Below are 15977 nucleotides of genomic sequence, written 5' to 3'. Positions count from 1 at the left end.
GGTTTTTAAAGTTAGACTAGTGCAGCGATTATACCTTGCTCATCATCGAGTAACAACTTAATACCAGTAGCATATGGGTCGCGGTGGAGCTGTTCTTCAATCCACATGCGTAATGCTTGAGTCATATCAAATGTGTTCATGATGATTTTGTCGTTGTTCACAAAGACTTCAGCAAAAAATCCCTCATCGTCTTCATAACAGAGTTCAACTTCGACTTGTTCAGGAAGGACTGATTTGTTTTTTGCTTGAAAAAGGCAAATAGCATTAACGATATCTTGTTCTTCAATCATTAGTTCTGCCACCGATGCATGTCATCTTTGTCTTGTTTCTTTTTCTTGAAGTATTGGAAAACCATTCGCACAATTCCAATTACCGCGATGATCGCAAACACGTTAACAAGCAATCCCAGAAGTGAACCAAGAATGCCCATGTTTGCAAACAGGCTTCCAAATAGAATCCCTGCAAGACCACCTAACATTAACCCTTTCATTAACCCGCCGGATTTAGGTTTAGCAGCTTGTGTTCCTTTGTCTTTAGAATAGGATGAGTTATCTTTCTTTTTATCAACTGCGGGTTTGTTAAAATTATTTTGGTTTGGGGTAAATCCTCTTTTACCTGATTTGTAGCCTTTTGCTTCTGCCGATATCGTATGATCATTAAAAACAAACGATCCTATCGGTGAGAAAATGAGCGAGAGTGCCAAAAAGGCTGCAGCAATTTTTTTCATGAACTAACAAAACCTCCGATGAAATGTTGGATCTAGAAAAGATCCTCATCATCATTGTACAATAGGTTAGTTCAAAGTTAAATTAGTTTGTCCTATCTTAAATTTGCGGCACAAATGTTTTACAATCTGTTTCATCACTCGATTTCGCATGAGATCCTTTTTTACTAACAACATAAATTTCGTCTGCTTGGCATTTGTTTCCCTCTCCCCAAAACTTACAGTTGTTTACTTCACATCGGATTCGTTGTCCCATTTTCAACACCTCCTTTAGAAGTAGGATGCACTCGCTGAATCGGGTTATACACATCATGTCGAATTTAGTTGAATCTCAAACTAAATACTTGAAGATTAATGGAAATAGGCGTATAGTGACGGATGGTAATTGGAATAGGTGAATGCGTCATATAGACTAGTAATCACACTTTGTGGTAATATAATCGGTATACGATATGCCTATTTTTTGTACAAAACATATTAAACTATAAAGGGGATTTGCACATGACTACGCCGCTCAATCCTGAAGAAGCAGCAAACGTTGCAACACAAGAAACACATCTTCCTTCAGATCAAAAACAAGACATTTTAGATCAGTTGCTCAAACCAGAAGTTCAAGATTCTTTGACAGCACTTGTTGAAAAGCTTCCACAGCTTACAGAACTTGTTGACTTGATGACAAAATCATACGATGTTGCTAAAGCAGTTGCAACGGATGAAACGTTAAAAAATGACACTTCTGAATTTATGAAAGAAATCGCAGGACCTGTAACGACTTCTGCAAAAAATATGGCTGCAACTGTTATTGAAGCAAAAGATTTAGCTTCAAAAAACACAGAGACTATCGGCTTGTTCGGTCTAATGAAAATGATCAAAGACCCTGAAGCACAACGAATCTTCCGTTTCTTAAATGCTTACCTTGAAATTGCAGGACAACGCAACCACACAAAATAATTTCGACTAACTATACTTAGTAGAAGGGGATTAGACAATGTCCAAACATATCGTTATTTTAGGAGCAGGTTATGGTGGTCTTTTGGCAGCGCTAAATGCTCGTAATTTCCTGTCAGAAAGTGATGCAACAATCACACTTATCAACCAAACTCCTACTCACCAAATTATTACAGAACTACACCGCTTAGCTGGAGGAACAATTAGTGAAGGTGCTGTAGCACTTCCACTTGAAAAACTTCTTTCAGGTAAAGGGATCGAATTGAAGATTGAAACAATTGAAAACTTCGATGTGAATACGAAAAAAGTCAACTTAGCGAATGGCGAAACAATTTCTTATGATGCACTAGTTGTTGCGCTTGGTAGCAAAACAGCTTATTTCGGAATTCCAGGTCTTGAAGAAAACAGTATGGTACTTAAATCAGCAAGTGAAGCAAATGCAATCTACAAACATATTGTTGAACGCATTAAAGCGTATGCAACTTCACATGATGAAGCGGATGCAACAATCATGATCGGTGGAGGCGGACTTACAGGTGTCGAGCTTGTAGGTGAAATCGTTGACCACATGCCAAAAGTGGCACGTGAGCATGGTGTAAACCCTGCAGATTTGAAAATCATGCTAGTTGAAGCTGGTCCAAAGATTCTTCCAGTTCTTCCAGATCACTTAATCGAACGTGCTACTGAAAGCCTTTCTAAGCGTGGCGTTGAGTTCTTGATAGGACTTCCTGTTACAAATGTGGAAGGTAATGTGATTTCACTAAAAGATGGTCGTAACATTACAGCAAATACATTTGTATGGACTGGAGGAGTAACTGGTAATCCCCTAGTTGGAGAATCTGGTTTAGAAGTAGATCGTGGACGAGCTACTGTCAACGAATTTTTACAGTCTAAGTCACATCCTGATGTATTCGTTGTAGGGGACAGCGCAGTTGCATTCCCTGAAGAAGGCGGACGACCTTATGCACCTACTGCACAGAATGCTTGGCAAATGGGAGAGTTGGTCGGATATAACCTTTCTGCAATGATGAATGATAAGTCCATGGAAGTGTTTAACCCTACCAATTCTGGTACTCTTGCAAGCCTTGGCCGTAAAGATGCAGTTGCATCAATTGGTGCTAGTAACACATCTCTAAAAGGGATGCCTGCTACAATTATGAAAGAAGCGAGTAACGTCCGTTACTTAACACATATTAAAGGTCTATTTAGTCTAGCTTACTAAAAAGACTAGCAAATAGGGCTGTCTGGTTGGTCAGTGAATACTGATTCTCAGGGCAGTCTTTTTTTAATTCGCAAATAATAATTGAATGAAGAAATCACAAACTTTTTTTAGCTTTCACAATTAAAGAAAGTGCATACACAAAGTTTATTTCTAATTTAAATATTTTCAAAACTATTCGTTAGTTGACAGTAGAAAACTTTTTTCGCTATAGTAACTAATGATGATGGGTTAAGTCCGTGCAGAAAGGCAGGAATGTTAGCACGTAAATTCAGGAAAAACAATTATAGCGCCAGCGCCGAAGAAATCGCACAGTATTTTCGGCAGACGAGGTGGAGGATCATCGAACATTCGGCGGATGCCTCCTGATCGTGGATACCCGATCACATGCAGTTCCTAAAACGCTAGGGTAACTTAGTGAAACAAGAGGATCTTTGCAGGTATCAAACAAATTATACGGTCAGTTGGAAAACAGGATTGCTGACCAACCTAAACAATTCTGATTCCAGACTGCCTGATGCGGAGGAACAATTATGTGCGGAATTGTAGGATATAACGGAAAGAACCAAGCAACAGAAATACTATTGAAAGGGCTGGAAAAGCTTGAGTACAGAGGGTATGATTCTGCGGGAATTGCATTCCAAACATCTTCTGGTGTTAAGATGTTCAAGGAAAAGGGTCGAATTGCTGAGTTAAGAAAGGCAATAACAGAAGAGATTGATGCACATGTAGGAATCGGTCATACGCGGTGGGCGACACACGGTGTGCCGGATCAAAAAAACTCACACCCACATAAAAGTGCATCTGGACGTTTTACGCTAGTCCATAACGGAGTAATTGAAAACTATGAAAAATTGACTCGAGACTATTTGCAAGATGTACAGCTAACATCCGATACAGACACAGAAATTATTGTCCAACTAATCGAGCACTTTTCTTTAACTGGAATGGTGACTGACGAAGCGTTTCGTAAAGCATTGTCTTTATTACACGGGTCTTATGCAATTGCTATGTTAGATGATCAAGATCCAGATACCATTTTTGTTGCAAAAAATCGCAGCCCACTGTTGGTTGGCGTTAGCTCAGAGTGTAATGTGGTAGCTTCAGATGCTATGGCAATGCTCCAGGTGACTGACCAATTCATCGAACTGCATGATGGGGAAGTCGTTTTGCTTGGAAGAGATGGTATTGTGATTGAAACCATCGATGGTGACAAAATTGAACGCGATCCATATACTGCTGAACTTGATATGAGTGATATTGAAAAGGGTACCTATCCCCATTATATGTTGAAGGAAATTGATGAACAGCCAGGGGCTATGCGTAAGATTATAGAAGCTTATAGTAACGAAGAAGGTACGTTAGATATTGACCCTTTTATAAAGCAGGCATTTCAACATGCTGATCGACTTTATATTATAGCTGCAGGTACAAGTTACCATGCGGGGTTAATCGGTAAAGAGTATTTTGAAAAACTAGCGGGCTTGCCAGCAGAAGTACATATTTCCAGTGAGTTCGGATACAATATGCCACTTCTTTCGAAAAAGCCACTGTTTTTGTTCATCACGCAATCCGGCGAGACAGCTGATAGTCGCCAAGTACTTGTAAAAATAAAGGCCCTCGGTTTTCCATCAATTACAATGACAAATGTTCCAGGCTCCACGCTTTCTCGTGAAGCAGATCACACGCTCTTGCTGCATGCAGGACCGGAGATTGCAGTTGCATCGACAAAAGCATACACAGCTCAACTCGCGGTTCTCGCAATAACTGCTTTTTCATTGGGTGGAGGATCTCAAAAACTTGAGTTGAAAAAAGAACTAGCAATTACTGCGAATGCAATTCAAACGTTAACGGACGCAAAAAAGGACATAGAAAAAATTGCTCTGGAGCTTTTGACAGATAAACGGAATGCCTTCTTCATTGGACGGAACCTCGACTATTATGTAAGTCTAGAAGGAGCGTTAAAGTTGAAGGAGATTTCCTATATCCAGGCAGAAGGATTTGCTGGAGGGGAACTCAAGCATGGCACAATTGCATTGATCGAAGAAGGTACACCGGTCATCGCACTCGCAACTCAACCAGGTGTCAGCCCTAACTTACGTGGGAATGTTAAGGAAGTTACTGCACGCGGTGCACATGCCTGCATTATCTCGATGGAAGGGGATAGTGAGCAAGGCGACGAGCTTATATTGCCTCATGTTCATGATTTATTGACACCGCTTGTAACAGTTATACCGCTTCAGCTGCTAAGTTATTATGCATCTCTGCAGCGAGGCTGTGACGTAGATAAGCCTCGTAATTTGGCGAAAAGCGTGACGGTGGAGTAAATAAAAGAAACAATCGATATCGTTACAAAACCACTTCGGATAAAATTATCCGAAGTGGTTTTGTTCATGTATGTGAAAATGTTCTTTTGAAAAGGCTAGAGTCAAGAAAGGTAACTCATTATATGACGAAATTCCTTAAATGGAATGACGACTTTTATTAAGATGACTCCATTTTATGATTAGATTGTTGTGAATGAAAGTTGAAAACTATACATTTTACGATAAGCTAAGGGCGGTTGTCAAGTGTGGATTTGAGAAATTTCTGAATATGTGATAGAATGTAGTTATACTAAGCGTTATGGAAATTATTTAAATCGTACGCAACTTCTTCTCAAAAGGAATTGAGTGCGTTTTTTATTTGAATAAATTTGTCCTTCATAAAAATTTTAAAGCAGGTGATGAAAAGAATTTTTTTAAGATAGTAATTAAGAGGAGAGTGGTATTGTGAACTTAGTAAATGAGGAAATTACCCATAAAGTTTTTGGGGAAGGAAATATCGTGGAACACGAAGACACGATTATAACCATTGAATTTGAAAAAGAAGTTAAGAAGTTTGTTTACCCAGATGCTTTTAAGAACTTTATTACTCTGAATGATAAAAGTGCCGCAAAAGATTTGGAAGAAGTCTTTTTGAAGAAAGATAAAGAAGAAGAAATGATGGCAACGAAGCTGAAGGAAGAAAAAGAGAATTATCTGCGTGATCAACAACTTAGAGAAAAAATGAAAAACTTTAAAATTCATGAAAGCTCACAAATTGCTTTTTGGATGGATGAAGATGAAGAACAAACTATATTTGAAGACTGGAATGCATCTACAGGTTCTATTCAAAGCGGCAAAAATAAAGGGTTGCCTAATCGAGTAGCCCGTTTACGACCAAACAGTTCAGCTCTTCTTACGGTTAGAGAAGTGGATCAGCCTGAAACCAGAAGACGAATTCGGGGTCTCTATATGGTAAATGAAACATTTACGGGCGATGTCGGTGTCGACGGGGTGGTACCGTCTCATAGGGATTTTAGAATCCAGCTTACAGATCAAGAGGCTGAACAAATGCTTTTCTGGAACTATTACATCAATAAGAGCAATCCTCATCAAACTTCTTGGAATTCAGGTAAATTCCGCTACTTCGATAATCTATGGACCGCTCAAATTTTAAAAGATATCATTGCTATTAAAATAGATGAAAACCAAAAAAATGAAATTCAAAAGTTTCTTGAGTATTTTTGTAACTTGAATGCGCTGGACATTGAAATGATTCCTGAGGCAAACGGAGAACTTAAGACACATTAAAATAGTAACGAATGACGTACCAAGTATTAAAGTCTTCATACTAAGTATTTTAAAGTGAGTTAACATTGATTAAGATAAAAAAGGCATGTTTACGTATTCGTAAACATGCCTTTCACTTTTAAGGACTTAGTCAGTTTCTTAGAAAAGTTATTGAATTAGTGTTACACATCAATTTTACGGTCTTTCCAATTGACCGAGCGTAAAATGTACACGCGAAACAAAGAGTATAAGAAGATTCCAGTGAAAAATAAAAATAAAACAGGATAAAAAATAAAAATCGGCCATTTGAAATTTCCGCATCTTTTTGCAAGCCGGCCTGTTTGTATTGCAAAAAGTACATATAATCCTATGCTAAGCACCTTAGGTAAAACAGCTGTCCCACTTAGGGAAGAGATAAGTTCACTCACACTGATAAAACTTCCCGTAATCCAGATAATCACCAGTAACATGACAACTGGATGGGTGGATTTAGATCCAATTGCAAAACTCTTGCACCAGCCATCGACCATACTCTTGAAACCTTCTGGGTACATCCGAAAAGATAAAGTGCCTTTGCCGCCCATACAGTTTACTGCGAAATCATGATCGAGAAATTCCTTACCAAGAGCTAAATCATCCATCAGGGCGCTTTGGATTTTTTCATGACCGCCAGTAGAAAAGTATTCGCTTCGGTCGCACATTATACAAGGTCCAAAGGATCCTGCTGTTTTAAAAGCATCTTTTTTAACCGTAAATATATTCATTCCCACAATCACAATAATATTAAAGACAGCTGACAAATTTTCATATAAACGATGAACTGTATGAAATGGCTGAAGTGATAAGATCCCAGTTGCTCCCTTTTGATGATATAGAACTAACAGTTTCTCCAGACTGTCTTCATTACTCAAGTAGGTATCTGCATCTAAAAACAACAGCCACTGACCCGTTGACTGTTCTGCACCGCGCCAACAGGCCAATGATTTGCCTGATCCTGAAGAACCAGGAGATACAGTAATTACATGTGCTCCATAATCAGCTGCGATGGCTGCCGTATCATCTGAAGAATCATCGTCTACTACTATGAGTTCAAAGTTTTTCAGGTTTTGGCGCTGCAATGACCGCAATAGAGGTTCGATTCGGTTTGCTTCATTCCGGGCCGGTATAATGATTGAAACTAAAGGCAGCTGAAAAGTACGGCGTTTAAGAGTTTTTGGAACGGGCAATTGCCAAAACATAAGGTGGCCGGCTACTAAGGCGATGCAAACAATCAATGGATTAATACTTTCTGTAACCATCATTTCATCACTCCCATATGTCTGCATATAAAAATGATTAAAAAGAGTTCATTACTTGATTGAGAACCTGGTTGGTCATTCGTGCGATAGTTAATAACCAAATAGAATCCCTTGATCATCTTGAATTAACTCTTGAGCAGCAATCTTCGCTGACATTAAAACAATTGGAACTCCTGCCCCTGGATGGGTGCTGCTTCCATTAAAATATAAATTAGAACAATTTTTGGCTTTACTTTGCGGTCGCAAATGACTGCTTTGCAATAATGTAGGGAGTAAACCAAAAGCGGCTCCATTGAAAGCATTGAATTTAGATTCAAAATCTAAGGGGGTAAAACACTTTTCCGTAACGATTTCATTCTCTATATTTTCAAAGCCTTTAATGGATTTTAAAGTATTTAAAATATAAGTTCGATATTCAGCAATTGTATACTCATCCCATTCATACTTGGAAGTAGCGACATTTGATACGGGCATCATAATATACAATCCGTCTTTGCCAGCTGGGGCTAGAGAGGCATCCATCTTAGATGCGATATAGACATAAAATGAAGCTTTAGTTAGCTTATTTCCTTCAAAAATGTCATTCATGTTTTTTTCTAAGTCAACATCAAAGACAAAATTATGGATGTGCTCGATTTCATCATATTTGCGGATCATCCCTAAATACATCACCATAGTGGAACAAGAATAGTTCATATGGTCAATTTTTCGATCTGTATACCTGCCTTTTGCTTGTTTATCTTGAATTAGGTGTTTCATTGCATAAGGAAAATCTGCGTTGCACACAACATAGTCAGCACTAATTCTTCTTTTATCGATCCGTACGCCGATAGCTTGCTTATTTTCTATTAAAATTTCATCAATGGGACTGTTGTAATGCACCGTTCCACCAAGCTCTTTAAATAACCGTTCCATAGATGTAGCCATCGTATACATACCGCCTTTAATGAACCAAATCCCGTATAAGAACTGTATCATCGGAATCATTGTGTAAAAGGAAGGACTTTTGATTGGAGAAATACCTATATAAAGTGTTTGAAAACTAATAATCTGCTTTAATCGTTCATCTTTAATATAGTTGCCTAAAAACTGATTGGCACTCCCACTAACTTTCATATTCATACCTTTCTTTAACATACTGAGGTTATAAAAGTCACTTTTTTTGCGAAATGGTCTTTGGATAATATTTTCCATAGCTACCGTATACCCTTTGTAAATATCACTCAAATAGCTTAAAAAACCAGCAGCATCGTCAGGACTAAAAGATTCAAGTGTTTGAGTCCACGAAATTAGATCACTGGACACATTAATCGGATGAGTTGGGTCGTTGCTAAAATATACTCGATACATTGGATCGAGCTTTTCCATTGGAATATAATCATCGGGATTTCGCCCGCAATGTATAAAGACCTCTTTGTATATATCTGGCATCATGACAAGGGTCGGTCCCAAGTCAAAACGATAGCCGTCCATTTCAATTCGATTCATCTTTCCGCCTGGGGTCGACTCTTTTTCATATAGGTCAACTTGATAGCCTGCGTGCTGCAATCGAATTGCACTGGCGAGACCAGCTGTCCCTGCACCTATAACAATAATCTTCTTTTTCAACGAAAATCTCCTCATTTCATTAAATGCAAACACGTATCATTGAATATACTATTTTGAATCCGATTCTAAGATTGAGTATGATCTCTTGAGACGATTTTATCGCGGACCTGCTGACCACTCAATGTCACCATTGGCATGCCGCCTCCAGGGTTAACAGTTCCACCTACAAAATAGAGATTGTCATAAAGTTCACTGTGCTTAGGATGCTTAAACCCTTTGTTCATTTTTTTATCTGAAAGCGTACCGTAAATTGCCCCTCGGTCTGACCAATACGTTTGTTTAATGTCTTCAGGGGTCCAAATGTCGTGTGTTACGATATTTTTACGTAAGTCTTCTAAACCCATATTTTCAAGTTTGATCAGTACACGCTCTGCAAATGCATCATAATCTTTTTGAGTGTAAGGTTTTTCCTGTATGTGCGGAATATGGGGCAATACTTTTATATTTTCATGACCTATCGGTGCCTGTGAAGGATCCGTTTTATTGACATTGACTAGATAAATGACTGGATCATCGGGCAATTTGTGCTGATGGAATATCTTTTTCATTTGACGTTTTTGATTTTTCGCGAAAAAGAAATTGTGATGACTTAGCTGCGGGTAAATTTTCTTTACCCCTAAATGCATGATTAGTCCTGAACTGGAAGGTTCGAATTTCTTTTTCAACTTATTCACATACTTTTTGTCTTCTTGAAGAAGCTGTTCGTAAACAGGGATGACTTCCATGTTAGCAATATAATAATCTGCAGATAATTTAGTCCTGTCTTCAAGGACAGCGCCAGTAATCTTACCATTCTGTTTAGTTAGGCGAGTGATAGCTTGTCCATTATGAAACGTCACACCAATTTCTTTCGCAAGCTTGACCAATCCTTCCGCCAGTCGATGCATTCCACCTGGTACATACCATGCTCCCTGATTTTGCTGCATGTAAACCATCATATTCAGTAACGCAGGAGCATCGTAAGGTGAAGAACCAACGTATTTACTGTAATAAGACAACATATCAGCAAATTGCTTGTTACTGATTCGTTTTTCAATTGACTGATGAACGGTTGAAAACAAATCAAAGTTTTTAAACGTACTGGCAACACCGTGAAACTCTCCTATTTCTTTCGTACTGTCAAGTCCTTTGTTGAAATATCCTTTTTCTATCGTTTCATAAAGATTTTTTGAATAGTCTAGCAACCTTTTGAATTGACGGATATCCTTTTTTGTCAAGGATGGATTTTTATTCTCCATGTCTTGTAAGTTCTCGAAAAGATCAATGACGTTGCCATTAGGGAAAAACGAGCGCCATTGGTGGTTCAGTTTTATGATTGGCACGTAATCACTCATTTTCTTTCCGCTGCCAGTAAATAATCTTTCGAAAACTTTGGGCATAGTTAAAATGGAAGGACCAAGATCAAAACCGAAACCATCTTGTTCAAGTCGGTTTAATTTACCTCCAATGTGTTTGTTTTTTTCATATAATGTTACTTCATAACCGCTTTGAGCTAGTGAGATTGCCGCAGACAAGCCCCCAAGGCCGCCTCCTATAATTAATACAGTTTTTCGTTTTGACAATTTACATATCTCCTTTTTCTGCTGAACGTGTGCAGATTTAATTTTGACGATAATTATTAGTTTTTGACTAGTGAGTGAAAAGCGTTAAAGAGAAATCTGCTGATGAATTAAAAGCTTACTTAAAAAGTCTTAAACAAAACTTCTACAGAGTTTAAGTTATTTACATATAGTAGTTAGAAAATTTAGTATAACACTTTAAAAGTCTAAAGTGTCTTATAGCACATCCCTTAATACTATTTCGTAAATTTCAAAGGGTATGTTGAGTGGGATTTTGTTGATGAATAGGTGAACTTCCATTGCTTGGTAAAGGAAATAGTTATGTTACAATCTGATTGAATACAGAAAAAAAGTGTATCCAGGCTATAGCTTACAATATTGCCGATTCGTCGAAGTATATTAATGCATGTCAAAATGTAGAAAATCACAGAGGAAGGTGACATTTGAAATGAATTCTTCAGGAGCTGGAGTTGTTTTGATAATTGCCATCGTACTCGTTGTATTTTATATTATTGAAAAGATTACGCGGAAATGGTTAAAAGTAAGTTCAAAAGTAGCTTTTGTAGTTAAATCCGTGAATGATAAACATCGAAAAATTGACTGGACTTTGCGAGCGATTTTTATGTTTGGTATATTTTTCCTCGCGATTATGATTACTTCTGAAAAATATCAGCCACATCTTTGGCTTTATATTTTCTTTAGTTATCTGCTAATAACGAACGTAATACTTGAACTGGTTCGGGCATTTATGCAGAAGCGCTATAGTGAAGAAAAAAACGAGTATATTGTAACTTTAATACAATTGGTGCTTTTCATCTGCCTTGCAATGGTGACCTTGACTACTAAGTTTTTCGGATTTTTAATCTAAAAGCTCAATTAAAAAAATTTATGGTAGAAGTCAACTCATGTTGTTTATTTTAAAACGACCGACAGCATTTTAATAAAAAAGCTGTCTGTCGTTTTATTGTATTTGATATGTGATATACTGATTGACAATTCTATTAAAACAATTTATGCTATTAAAAAATGTGATGAACTGTTCGAAGTAGTTTTGTTATCTTGGCAAAAGAGACTTGGTGGCTGGTGCGAACCAAGCAAGGTGCAAAACGAATTACAAACAGGGAGCTGACACGCAATTGTCCGGTTTTGGCCGTTATCAATAATGAGTGAGCAGGATTTTTCTGCTAATTTGGGTGGTACCACGGAGCTTCCGTCCCTTCTTTTTAGAAGGGGCGGGAGCTTTTTTATATTCTCTGGAAAGCAGTTAGGTATGAAGGAATTGCATTTAAAAAATAAGGGAGATGGGGATATGAAAAAAGAGATGTCTGGTTGGCTGGCGGTCGTTCCTATTTTGACATTGATTGCAGCCGCATCGATGTCTGTATTTGTTTGGAAGGCAGGTATGCTCATGCCGTTGTTAATCGGCGTTTTTGCAGCTGCTCTTGTTGCTCGCGGAGCTGGATTTCATTGGGATGCTATTCAAAAAATGATGATTAACGGCGTGAGTCGCGCCTTGCCTGCAGTGTTCATTTTATTGTTGATTGGCATCATTGTTGGATCTTGGATGGCAAGTGGTGTGATTCCAACTATTATTTTTTATGGATTGTCCATAATCCATCCTTCGGTTTTCATACCGGTTGTGGCTTTGGTAACCGGGATTGTATCGATCACTCTTGGAAGTTCTTTTACTTCGATTGCGACAGTAGGATTAGCATTTATGGCAATTGGGGAGGGGCTCGGATTTCCAGCAGGCCTTGTAGGGGGCGCTGTGATCTCCGGTGCGTTTTTCGGCGATAAACTCTCTCCGCTATCGGATACGACAAACATTGCACCAGCAATGGCGGAGACAGACCTGTTTACACATATAAAACACATGCTATGGGATACGATTCCTGCATTTGTAGTTGCTATTATCATGTATTGGTTTGTCAGTAATTCTTATTCCAGTGTTGGAAGTACAAATTCTGATGTAATTGAAGGAATTAAGACAGGGCTTACGGACGTGTTCATCATTCATCCACTTCTTTTACTTTTGCCTGTCTTAACAATTGTACTCATGATGCTGAAAGTACCGGCGATTCCAGCACTTGCGGGAGTGGGGGTTCTTGGGGGAGCAGTAGCTGTACTCGTGCAGGGAATGCCTATTGCACACATTATTCAAGTCATGACAAATGGCTTTACTTTGGAGTCAGATGTGGCTGCCATTGATTCATTGCTAAACCGAGGCGGAATGACCTCCATGCTAGGAACAGTCGCTCTTTTAGTAATTGCGACAGCACTTGGCGGTGTACTGGAAGAGTCTGGTTCGTTTGAAATCCTGACGAGAAAAATGATGACACGTGTCCATTCAACAGGCAGTTTGATAGGTTCTACGATTTTTTCGACATTTGTTGTGGCTTTCGCTAGTGGTGCACAATTTTTAGCAATCGTATTGCCTTCTAGAACATTTGTTACGAAGTATAAAGAAATGGGGATTGACACGAAAAACTTATCACGATGTGTGGAATCAGCAGGAACAGTAGGGATTAACCTAGTTCCTTGGAGTGTTCCGGCAGTTTTTGCAGCGGGCATATTCGGAATAAGTCCAGGTGAATTTATCCCCTATGCATTTTTTGTGTTTCTAGTTCCATTGATTAATATTCTGTTTGGATTTACTGGGTGGACCATTACAAAGAAAACCTACAACGCTCAGCCTGAAGTCAGCACTGAAAAAGGAGAGATCCCGTTATGGGCAAAGTGATTTTGCAAGTTTTGGGTACAGCCCAAGATGCAGGTTTGCCACAACCAAATTGTTATTGTGATAATTGTTCTAAGGCGATAGAGGACCCCACATTCAAACGACGTGCTGCTTCAGTCGCCGTCGTCTTGCCAGATGAAAAACAATGGCACTTGATCGATGCATCTCCAGATTTTAAAGAGCAAATCGTCATGGTTCAGCGTGCACATGGATTGGAAGGTCGCGTGATGGAGAGTATTTTCCTTACCCATGCCCATATAGGCCATTACCCGGGTCTTATCTATTTAGGCAGGGAAGCTATGGATACGCAAAATGTCCCGGTATTTGCTGGAGCGCTTATGAAACGTGTCTTGGAAAATCATGCACCATGGCGTCAGTTAACCGACCTTGGAAATATTCATGTGAAAGAAATCCAAAATGGATGCCCGACTGAACTGGAAGAAAGTGTGAAGGTCACAGCAGTTGAAGTACCCCATAGAAATGAATTCTCTGAAACCTTTGGATTTTGGATAACTGGACCAAATAAGAAGGCATTATATATACCGGATATTGATAGTTGGGAGGAATGGGAGTTAGACATCGTCGAAGTTTGTAAGCAAGCAGATATTTGTTTGTTGGATGCGACATTTTTTTCTGAACGTGACTTGGCGGATATCGAGGGAAGCGATCGGGATCTAAGTGAGATTCCGCACCCTTTTATAACGAATACAATGGAACGATTAAAGACCATTTCTAAGACGTGTGAAATATATTTCACCCATTTTAACCATAGCAATCCCGCGTTTAAACCAGGCAGTGATGCGCGGAAGTTAATCGAAGAGAATGGATTCCACATTGCGGATGATGGAATGATGTTTGACTTGTAATTTAGGATACAGATAATGGTACTCCATTTTTATTTTGAATTAAATCCTGTGCTGCAGACATTCATATCCGGGTATAGAAATTTGAATAGAAAATTCGTTGAGATGAAAAATTAACTTAATAAACTATAAAAACAACCAGTAGAATTCCACTGGTTGTTTTAGTTAGTATTCGAAAGGTTTTAAGTCCGCAATGGGATGCAAGATTTCCCTAGGTTGGAAAGCATCCAGTGATTCGTCATTTCGTACTTTTTTTACCCAATCATGATTCGCAAGTGCAAATTTACCGATCGTAACTAAATCAGCTTCGTTTTTTTCAAGGATTGCAATGGCTTTCTCAGGGTCACCTAATTGACCATTTGCAAAAATCGGAACGTCACTAAATTTTCTTGCGAGCGCTGCGAGAGACATCGTATTATGAGCAAACGCAGGAGCCGTTGCATCATATTCTGTCACATGGATATAGTCTATACCCGTTTTGGAAAGTTCGCTGAAAATAAATTTTGCTTCTTCTTCACCGCCCGCCCACTTATGGGTGAAGTCATTCCCTTTGGATTGGGATATCCGTATTCCAACAACAAATTCCCCAACTTCTTTTTTGACGTCCTCAATTACTTCTATAAGGAATCGTAAGCGATTTACGAGCGAGCCGCCATACTTATCATTTCTCTGATTTGTATAATCTGTTAGAAAGTTATCTAATAAGTACCCATTTGCACCATGCAATTCGACACCGTCAAAACCTGCTGATTTCGCGCGAAGAGCTGCGTGAACAAAATTATGTTTAATATCTTCCATTTGATGGATTGTAAGTTCGCCAGGTGTTTCAAAGGATCCCGTACCTCTATAAAAAGCTAATTGCTCTCCTTTCGGTTGAATGGCAGATGGAGCTACAGTCCCAGAATGTTTAAGATTTGCTTGCGAAAGTGCACCTGCATGCTGCAGTTGCATGATTATCTTGCTTCCATATTCATGTACAGATTGAGCAATCTTTTCCCAACCTTTAGCTTGTTCATCAGTCGCCATTCCAGGTTGATTCTCATACGCTTGACTAGATTCAGAGTCAATGTAGGTCCCTTCAGTAATGATTAATCCGAATCCTCCTTTTGCAAAAGTCGTATAATAGGATGCCATTTCTTCAGTTGGGTTTCCTTTATCGGTGGCGCTGATCCGTGTCATCGGAGCTACGGCAGCTCGATTAGGAAACGTTAACGAATTTAATGTAAATGGTGTGAATAGTTTTCTATGTGAAGTCACAGTTACCGCCTCTATTTCCTTGTTTTGATAAACATAGCCAGTATATACGGATGTAACCGTCAAGTAGGATTCAACAGTTTTTGAAAAATAACACTCAACAGTTTTCGTCAATTAAGACTCAACACTTTGCTCTGTAAAAAGGGCTTTTCGATATTTCATTCTAATGCTGTC

Annotated in this window: 14 protein-coding genes and 1 other annotated feature; of the genes, 7 read left to right on the top strand and 7 right to left on the bottom strand. The window is 38.8% G+C overall.

The window, feature by feature from the left end:
• Nucleotides 1-11 precede the first annotated feature (11 nt).
• From QT716_RS14830 to QT716_RS14820, 3 genes are all read right to left on the bottom strand, one after another.
• Complete coding sequence (locus tag QT716_RS14830; RefSeq protein ID WP_317936915.1) at nt 12-290, bottom strand: DUF2653 family protein; 279 nt, start codon at nt 288-290, stop codon at nt 12-14.
• Nucleotides 290-727, bottom strand: a complete 438-nt coding sequence (locus QT716_RS14825) for a hypothetical protein (RefSeq protein WP_317936914.1) — start codon at nt 725-727, stop codon at nt 290-292. Before QT716_RS14825 ends, QT716_RS14830 begins: the two co-directional genes overlap by 1 nt.
• 97 nt (nt 728-824) lie before the next feature.
• Nucleotides 825-980: a DUF1540 domain-containing protein gene (locus QT716_RS14820; protein ID WP_317936913.1), complete on the bottom strand. Its 156-nt coding sequence runs from the start codon at nt 978-980 to the stop codon at nt 825-827.
• 245 nt (nt 981-1225) lie between these two features.
• Here QT716_RS14820 and QT716_RS14815 point away from each other — a divergent pair, with 245 nt between their 5' ends.
• From QT716_RS14815 to QT716_RS14800, 4 genes are all read left to right on the top strand, one after another.
• On the top strand, nt 1226-1675 hold the full coding sequence (locus QT716_RS14815) for a DUF1641 domain-containing protein (RefSeq protein ID WP_317936912.1): 450 nt from the start codon (nt 1226-1228) through the stop codon (nt 1673-1675).
• 37 nt (nt 1676-1712) lie between these two features.
• Nucleotides 1713-2894 carry an NAD(P)/FAD-dependent oxidoreductase gene (locus QT716_RS14810; RefSeq protein ID WP_317936911.1) on the top strand — a complete coding sequence of 394 codons (1182 nt, stop codon included), beginning with the start codon at nt 1713-1715 and terminating at the stop codon, nt 2892-2894.
• Nucleotides 2895-3424: 530 nt separating this feature from the next.
• Nucleotides 3425-5218 carry a glutamine--fructose-6-phosphate transaminase (isomerizing) gene (gene glmS / locus QT716_RS14805; protein WP_317936910.1) on the top strand — a complete coding sequence of 598 codons (1794 nt, stop codon included), beginning with the start codon at nt 3425-3427 and terminating at the stop codon, nt 5216-5218.
• 444 nt (nt 5219-5662) lie between these two features.
• A complete protein-coding gene (locus QT716_RS14800; RefSeq protein ID WP_317936909.1) occupies nt 5663-6505 on the top strand; it encodes a malate synthase in 843 nt (280 codons plus the stop codon).
• 161 nt (nt 6506-6666) lie between these two features.
• Here QT716_RS14800 and QT716_RS14795 read toward each other — a convergent pair whose 3' ends face one another.
• The 3 genes from QT716_RS14795 to QT716_RS14785 form a co-directional block, all read right to left on the bottom strand.
• The gene (locus tag QT716_RS14795) at nt 6667-7785 is read right to left on the bottom strand and encodes a glycosyltransferase family A protein (protein ID WP_317936908.1); all 1119 of its coding nucleotides are present in this window, start codon (nt 7783-7785) and stop codon (nt 6667-6669) included.
• A gap of 87 nt (nt 7786-7872) precedes the next feature.
• Nucleotides 7873-9390, bottom strand: coding sequence for a phytoene desaturase family protein (locus tag QT716_RS14790; protein WP_317936907.1), 1518 nt, complete (start codon nt 9388-9390; stop codon nt 7873-7875).
• A 65-nt stretch (nt 9391-9455) separates the two neighbouring features.
• A complete protein-coding gene (locus QT716_RS14785) occupies nt 9456-10952 on the bottom strand; it encodes a phytoene desaturase family protein (RefSeq protein ID WP_317936906.1) in 1497 nt (498 codons plus the stop codon).
• 445 nt (nt 10953-11397) lie between these two features.
• Between QT716_RS14785 and QT716_RS14780 the strand changes: the two genes are divergently transcribed.
• The 3 genes from QT716_RS14780 (at nt 11398) to QT716_RS14770 (ending at nt 14552) form a co-directional block, all read left to right on the top strand.
• On the top strand, nt 11398-11817 hold the full coding sequence (locus QT716_RS14780) for a DUF4181 domain-containing protein (RefSeq protein WP_317936904.1): 420 nt from the start codon (nt 11398-11400) through the stop codon (nt 11815-11817).
• Nucleotides 11818-11971: 154 nt separating this feature from the next.
• Nucleotides 11972-12170 (top strand) — a binding site (T-box leader).
• 88 nt (nt 12171-12258) lie between these two features.
• Nucleotides 12259-13689, top strand: a complete 1431-nt coding sequence (gene nhaC / locus QT716_RS14775) for a Na+/H+ antiporter NhaC (protein ID WP_317936903.1) — start codon at nt 12259-12261, stop codon at nt 13687-13689.
• Complete coding sequence (locus QT716_RS14770; RefSeq protein WP_317936902.1) at nt 13677-14552, top strand: MBL fold metallo-hydrolase; 876 nt, start codon at nt 13677-13679, stop codon at nt 14550-14552. Before nhaC ends, QT716_RS14770 begins: the two co-directional genes overlap by 13 nt.
• 162 nt (nt 14553-14714) lie before the next feature.
• Here the strand turns inward: QT716_RS14770 and QT716_RS14765 are convergent, their stop codons facing one another.
• Complete coding sequence (locus QT716_RS14765) at nt 14715-15917, bottom strand: NADH:flavin oxidoreductase (protein ID WP_317936900.1); 1203 nt, start codon at nt 15915-15917, stop codon at nt 14715-14717.
• Between the last annotated feature and the right edge of the window lie 60 nt (nt 15918-15977).

Origin of the sequence: Sporosarcina aquimarina, from assembly GCF_033253705.1 — a bacterium.
Classification (GTDB): Bacteria; Bacillota; Bacilli; order Bacillales_A; family Planococcaceae; genus Sporosarcina; species Sporosarcina aquimarina.
The sequence above is the reverse complement of the archived record's forward strand: the minus strand, read 5'-3'. Positions and strand labels throughout refer to the sequence as shown.

What these genes read in the sequence shown, in the direction of transcription:
- QT716_RS14830 (WP_317936915.1), bottom strand. Translation starts at nt 290, where the DNA reads ATGATTGAAGAACAAGATATCGTTAATGCTATTTGCCTTTTTCAAGCA.
- QT716_RS14825 (WP_317936914.1), bottom strand. Translation starts at nt 727, where the DNA reads ATGAAAAAAATTGCTGCAGCCTTTTTGGCACTCTCGCTCATTTTCTCA.
- QT716_RS14820 (WP_317936913.1), bottom strand. Translation starts at nt 980, where the DNA reads ATGGGACAACGAATCCGATGTGAAGTAAACAACTGTAAGTTTTGGGGA.
- QT716_RS14815 (WP_317936912.1), top strand. Translation starts at nt 1,226, where the DNA reads ATGACTACGCCGCTCAATCCTGAAGAAGCAGCAAACGTTGCAACACAA.
- QT716_RS14810 (WP_317936911.1), top strand. Translation starts at nt 1,713, where the DNA reads ATGTCCAAACATATCGTTATTTTAGGAGCAGGTTATGGTGGTCTTTTG.
- glmS (WP_317936910.1), top strand. Translation starts at nt 3,425, where the DNA reads ATGTGCGGAATTGTAGGATATAACGGAAAGAACCAAGCAACAGAAATA.
- QT716_RS14795 (WP_317936908.1), bottom strand. Translation starts at nt 7,785, where the DNA reads ATGATGGTTACAGAAAGTATTAATCCATTGATTGTTTGCATCGCCTTA.
- QT716_RS14780 (WP_317936904.1), top strand. Translation starts at nt 11,398, where the DNA reads ATGAATTCTTCAGGAGCTGGAGTTGTTTTGATAATTGCCATCGTACTC.
- nhaC (WP_317936903.1), top strand. Translation starts at nt 12,259, where the DNA reads ATGAAAAAAGAGATGTCTGGTTGGCTGGCGGTCGTTCCTATTTTGACA.
- QT716_RS14770 (WP_317936902.1), top strand. Translation starts at nt 13,677, where the DNA reads ATGGGCAAAGTGATTTTGCAAGTTTTGGGTACAGCCCAAGATGCAGGT.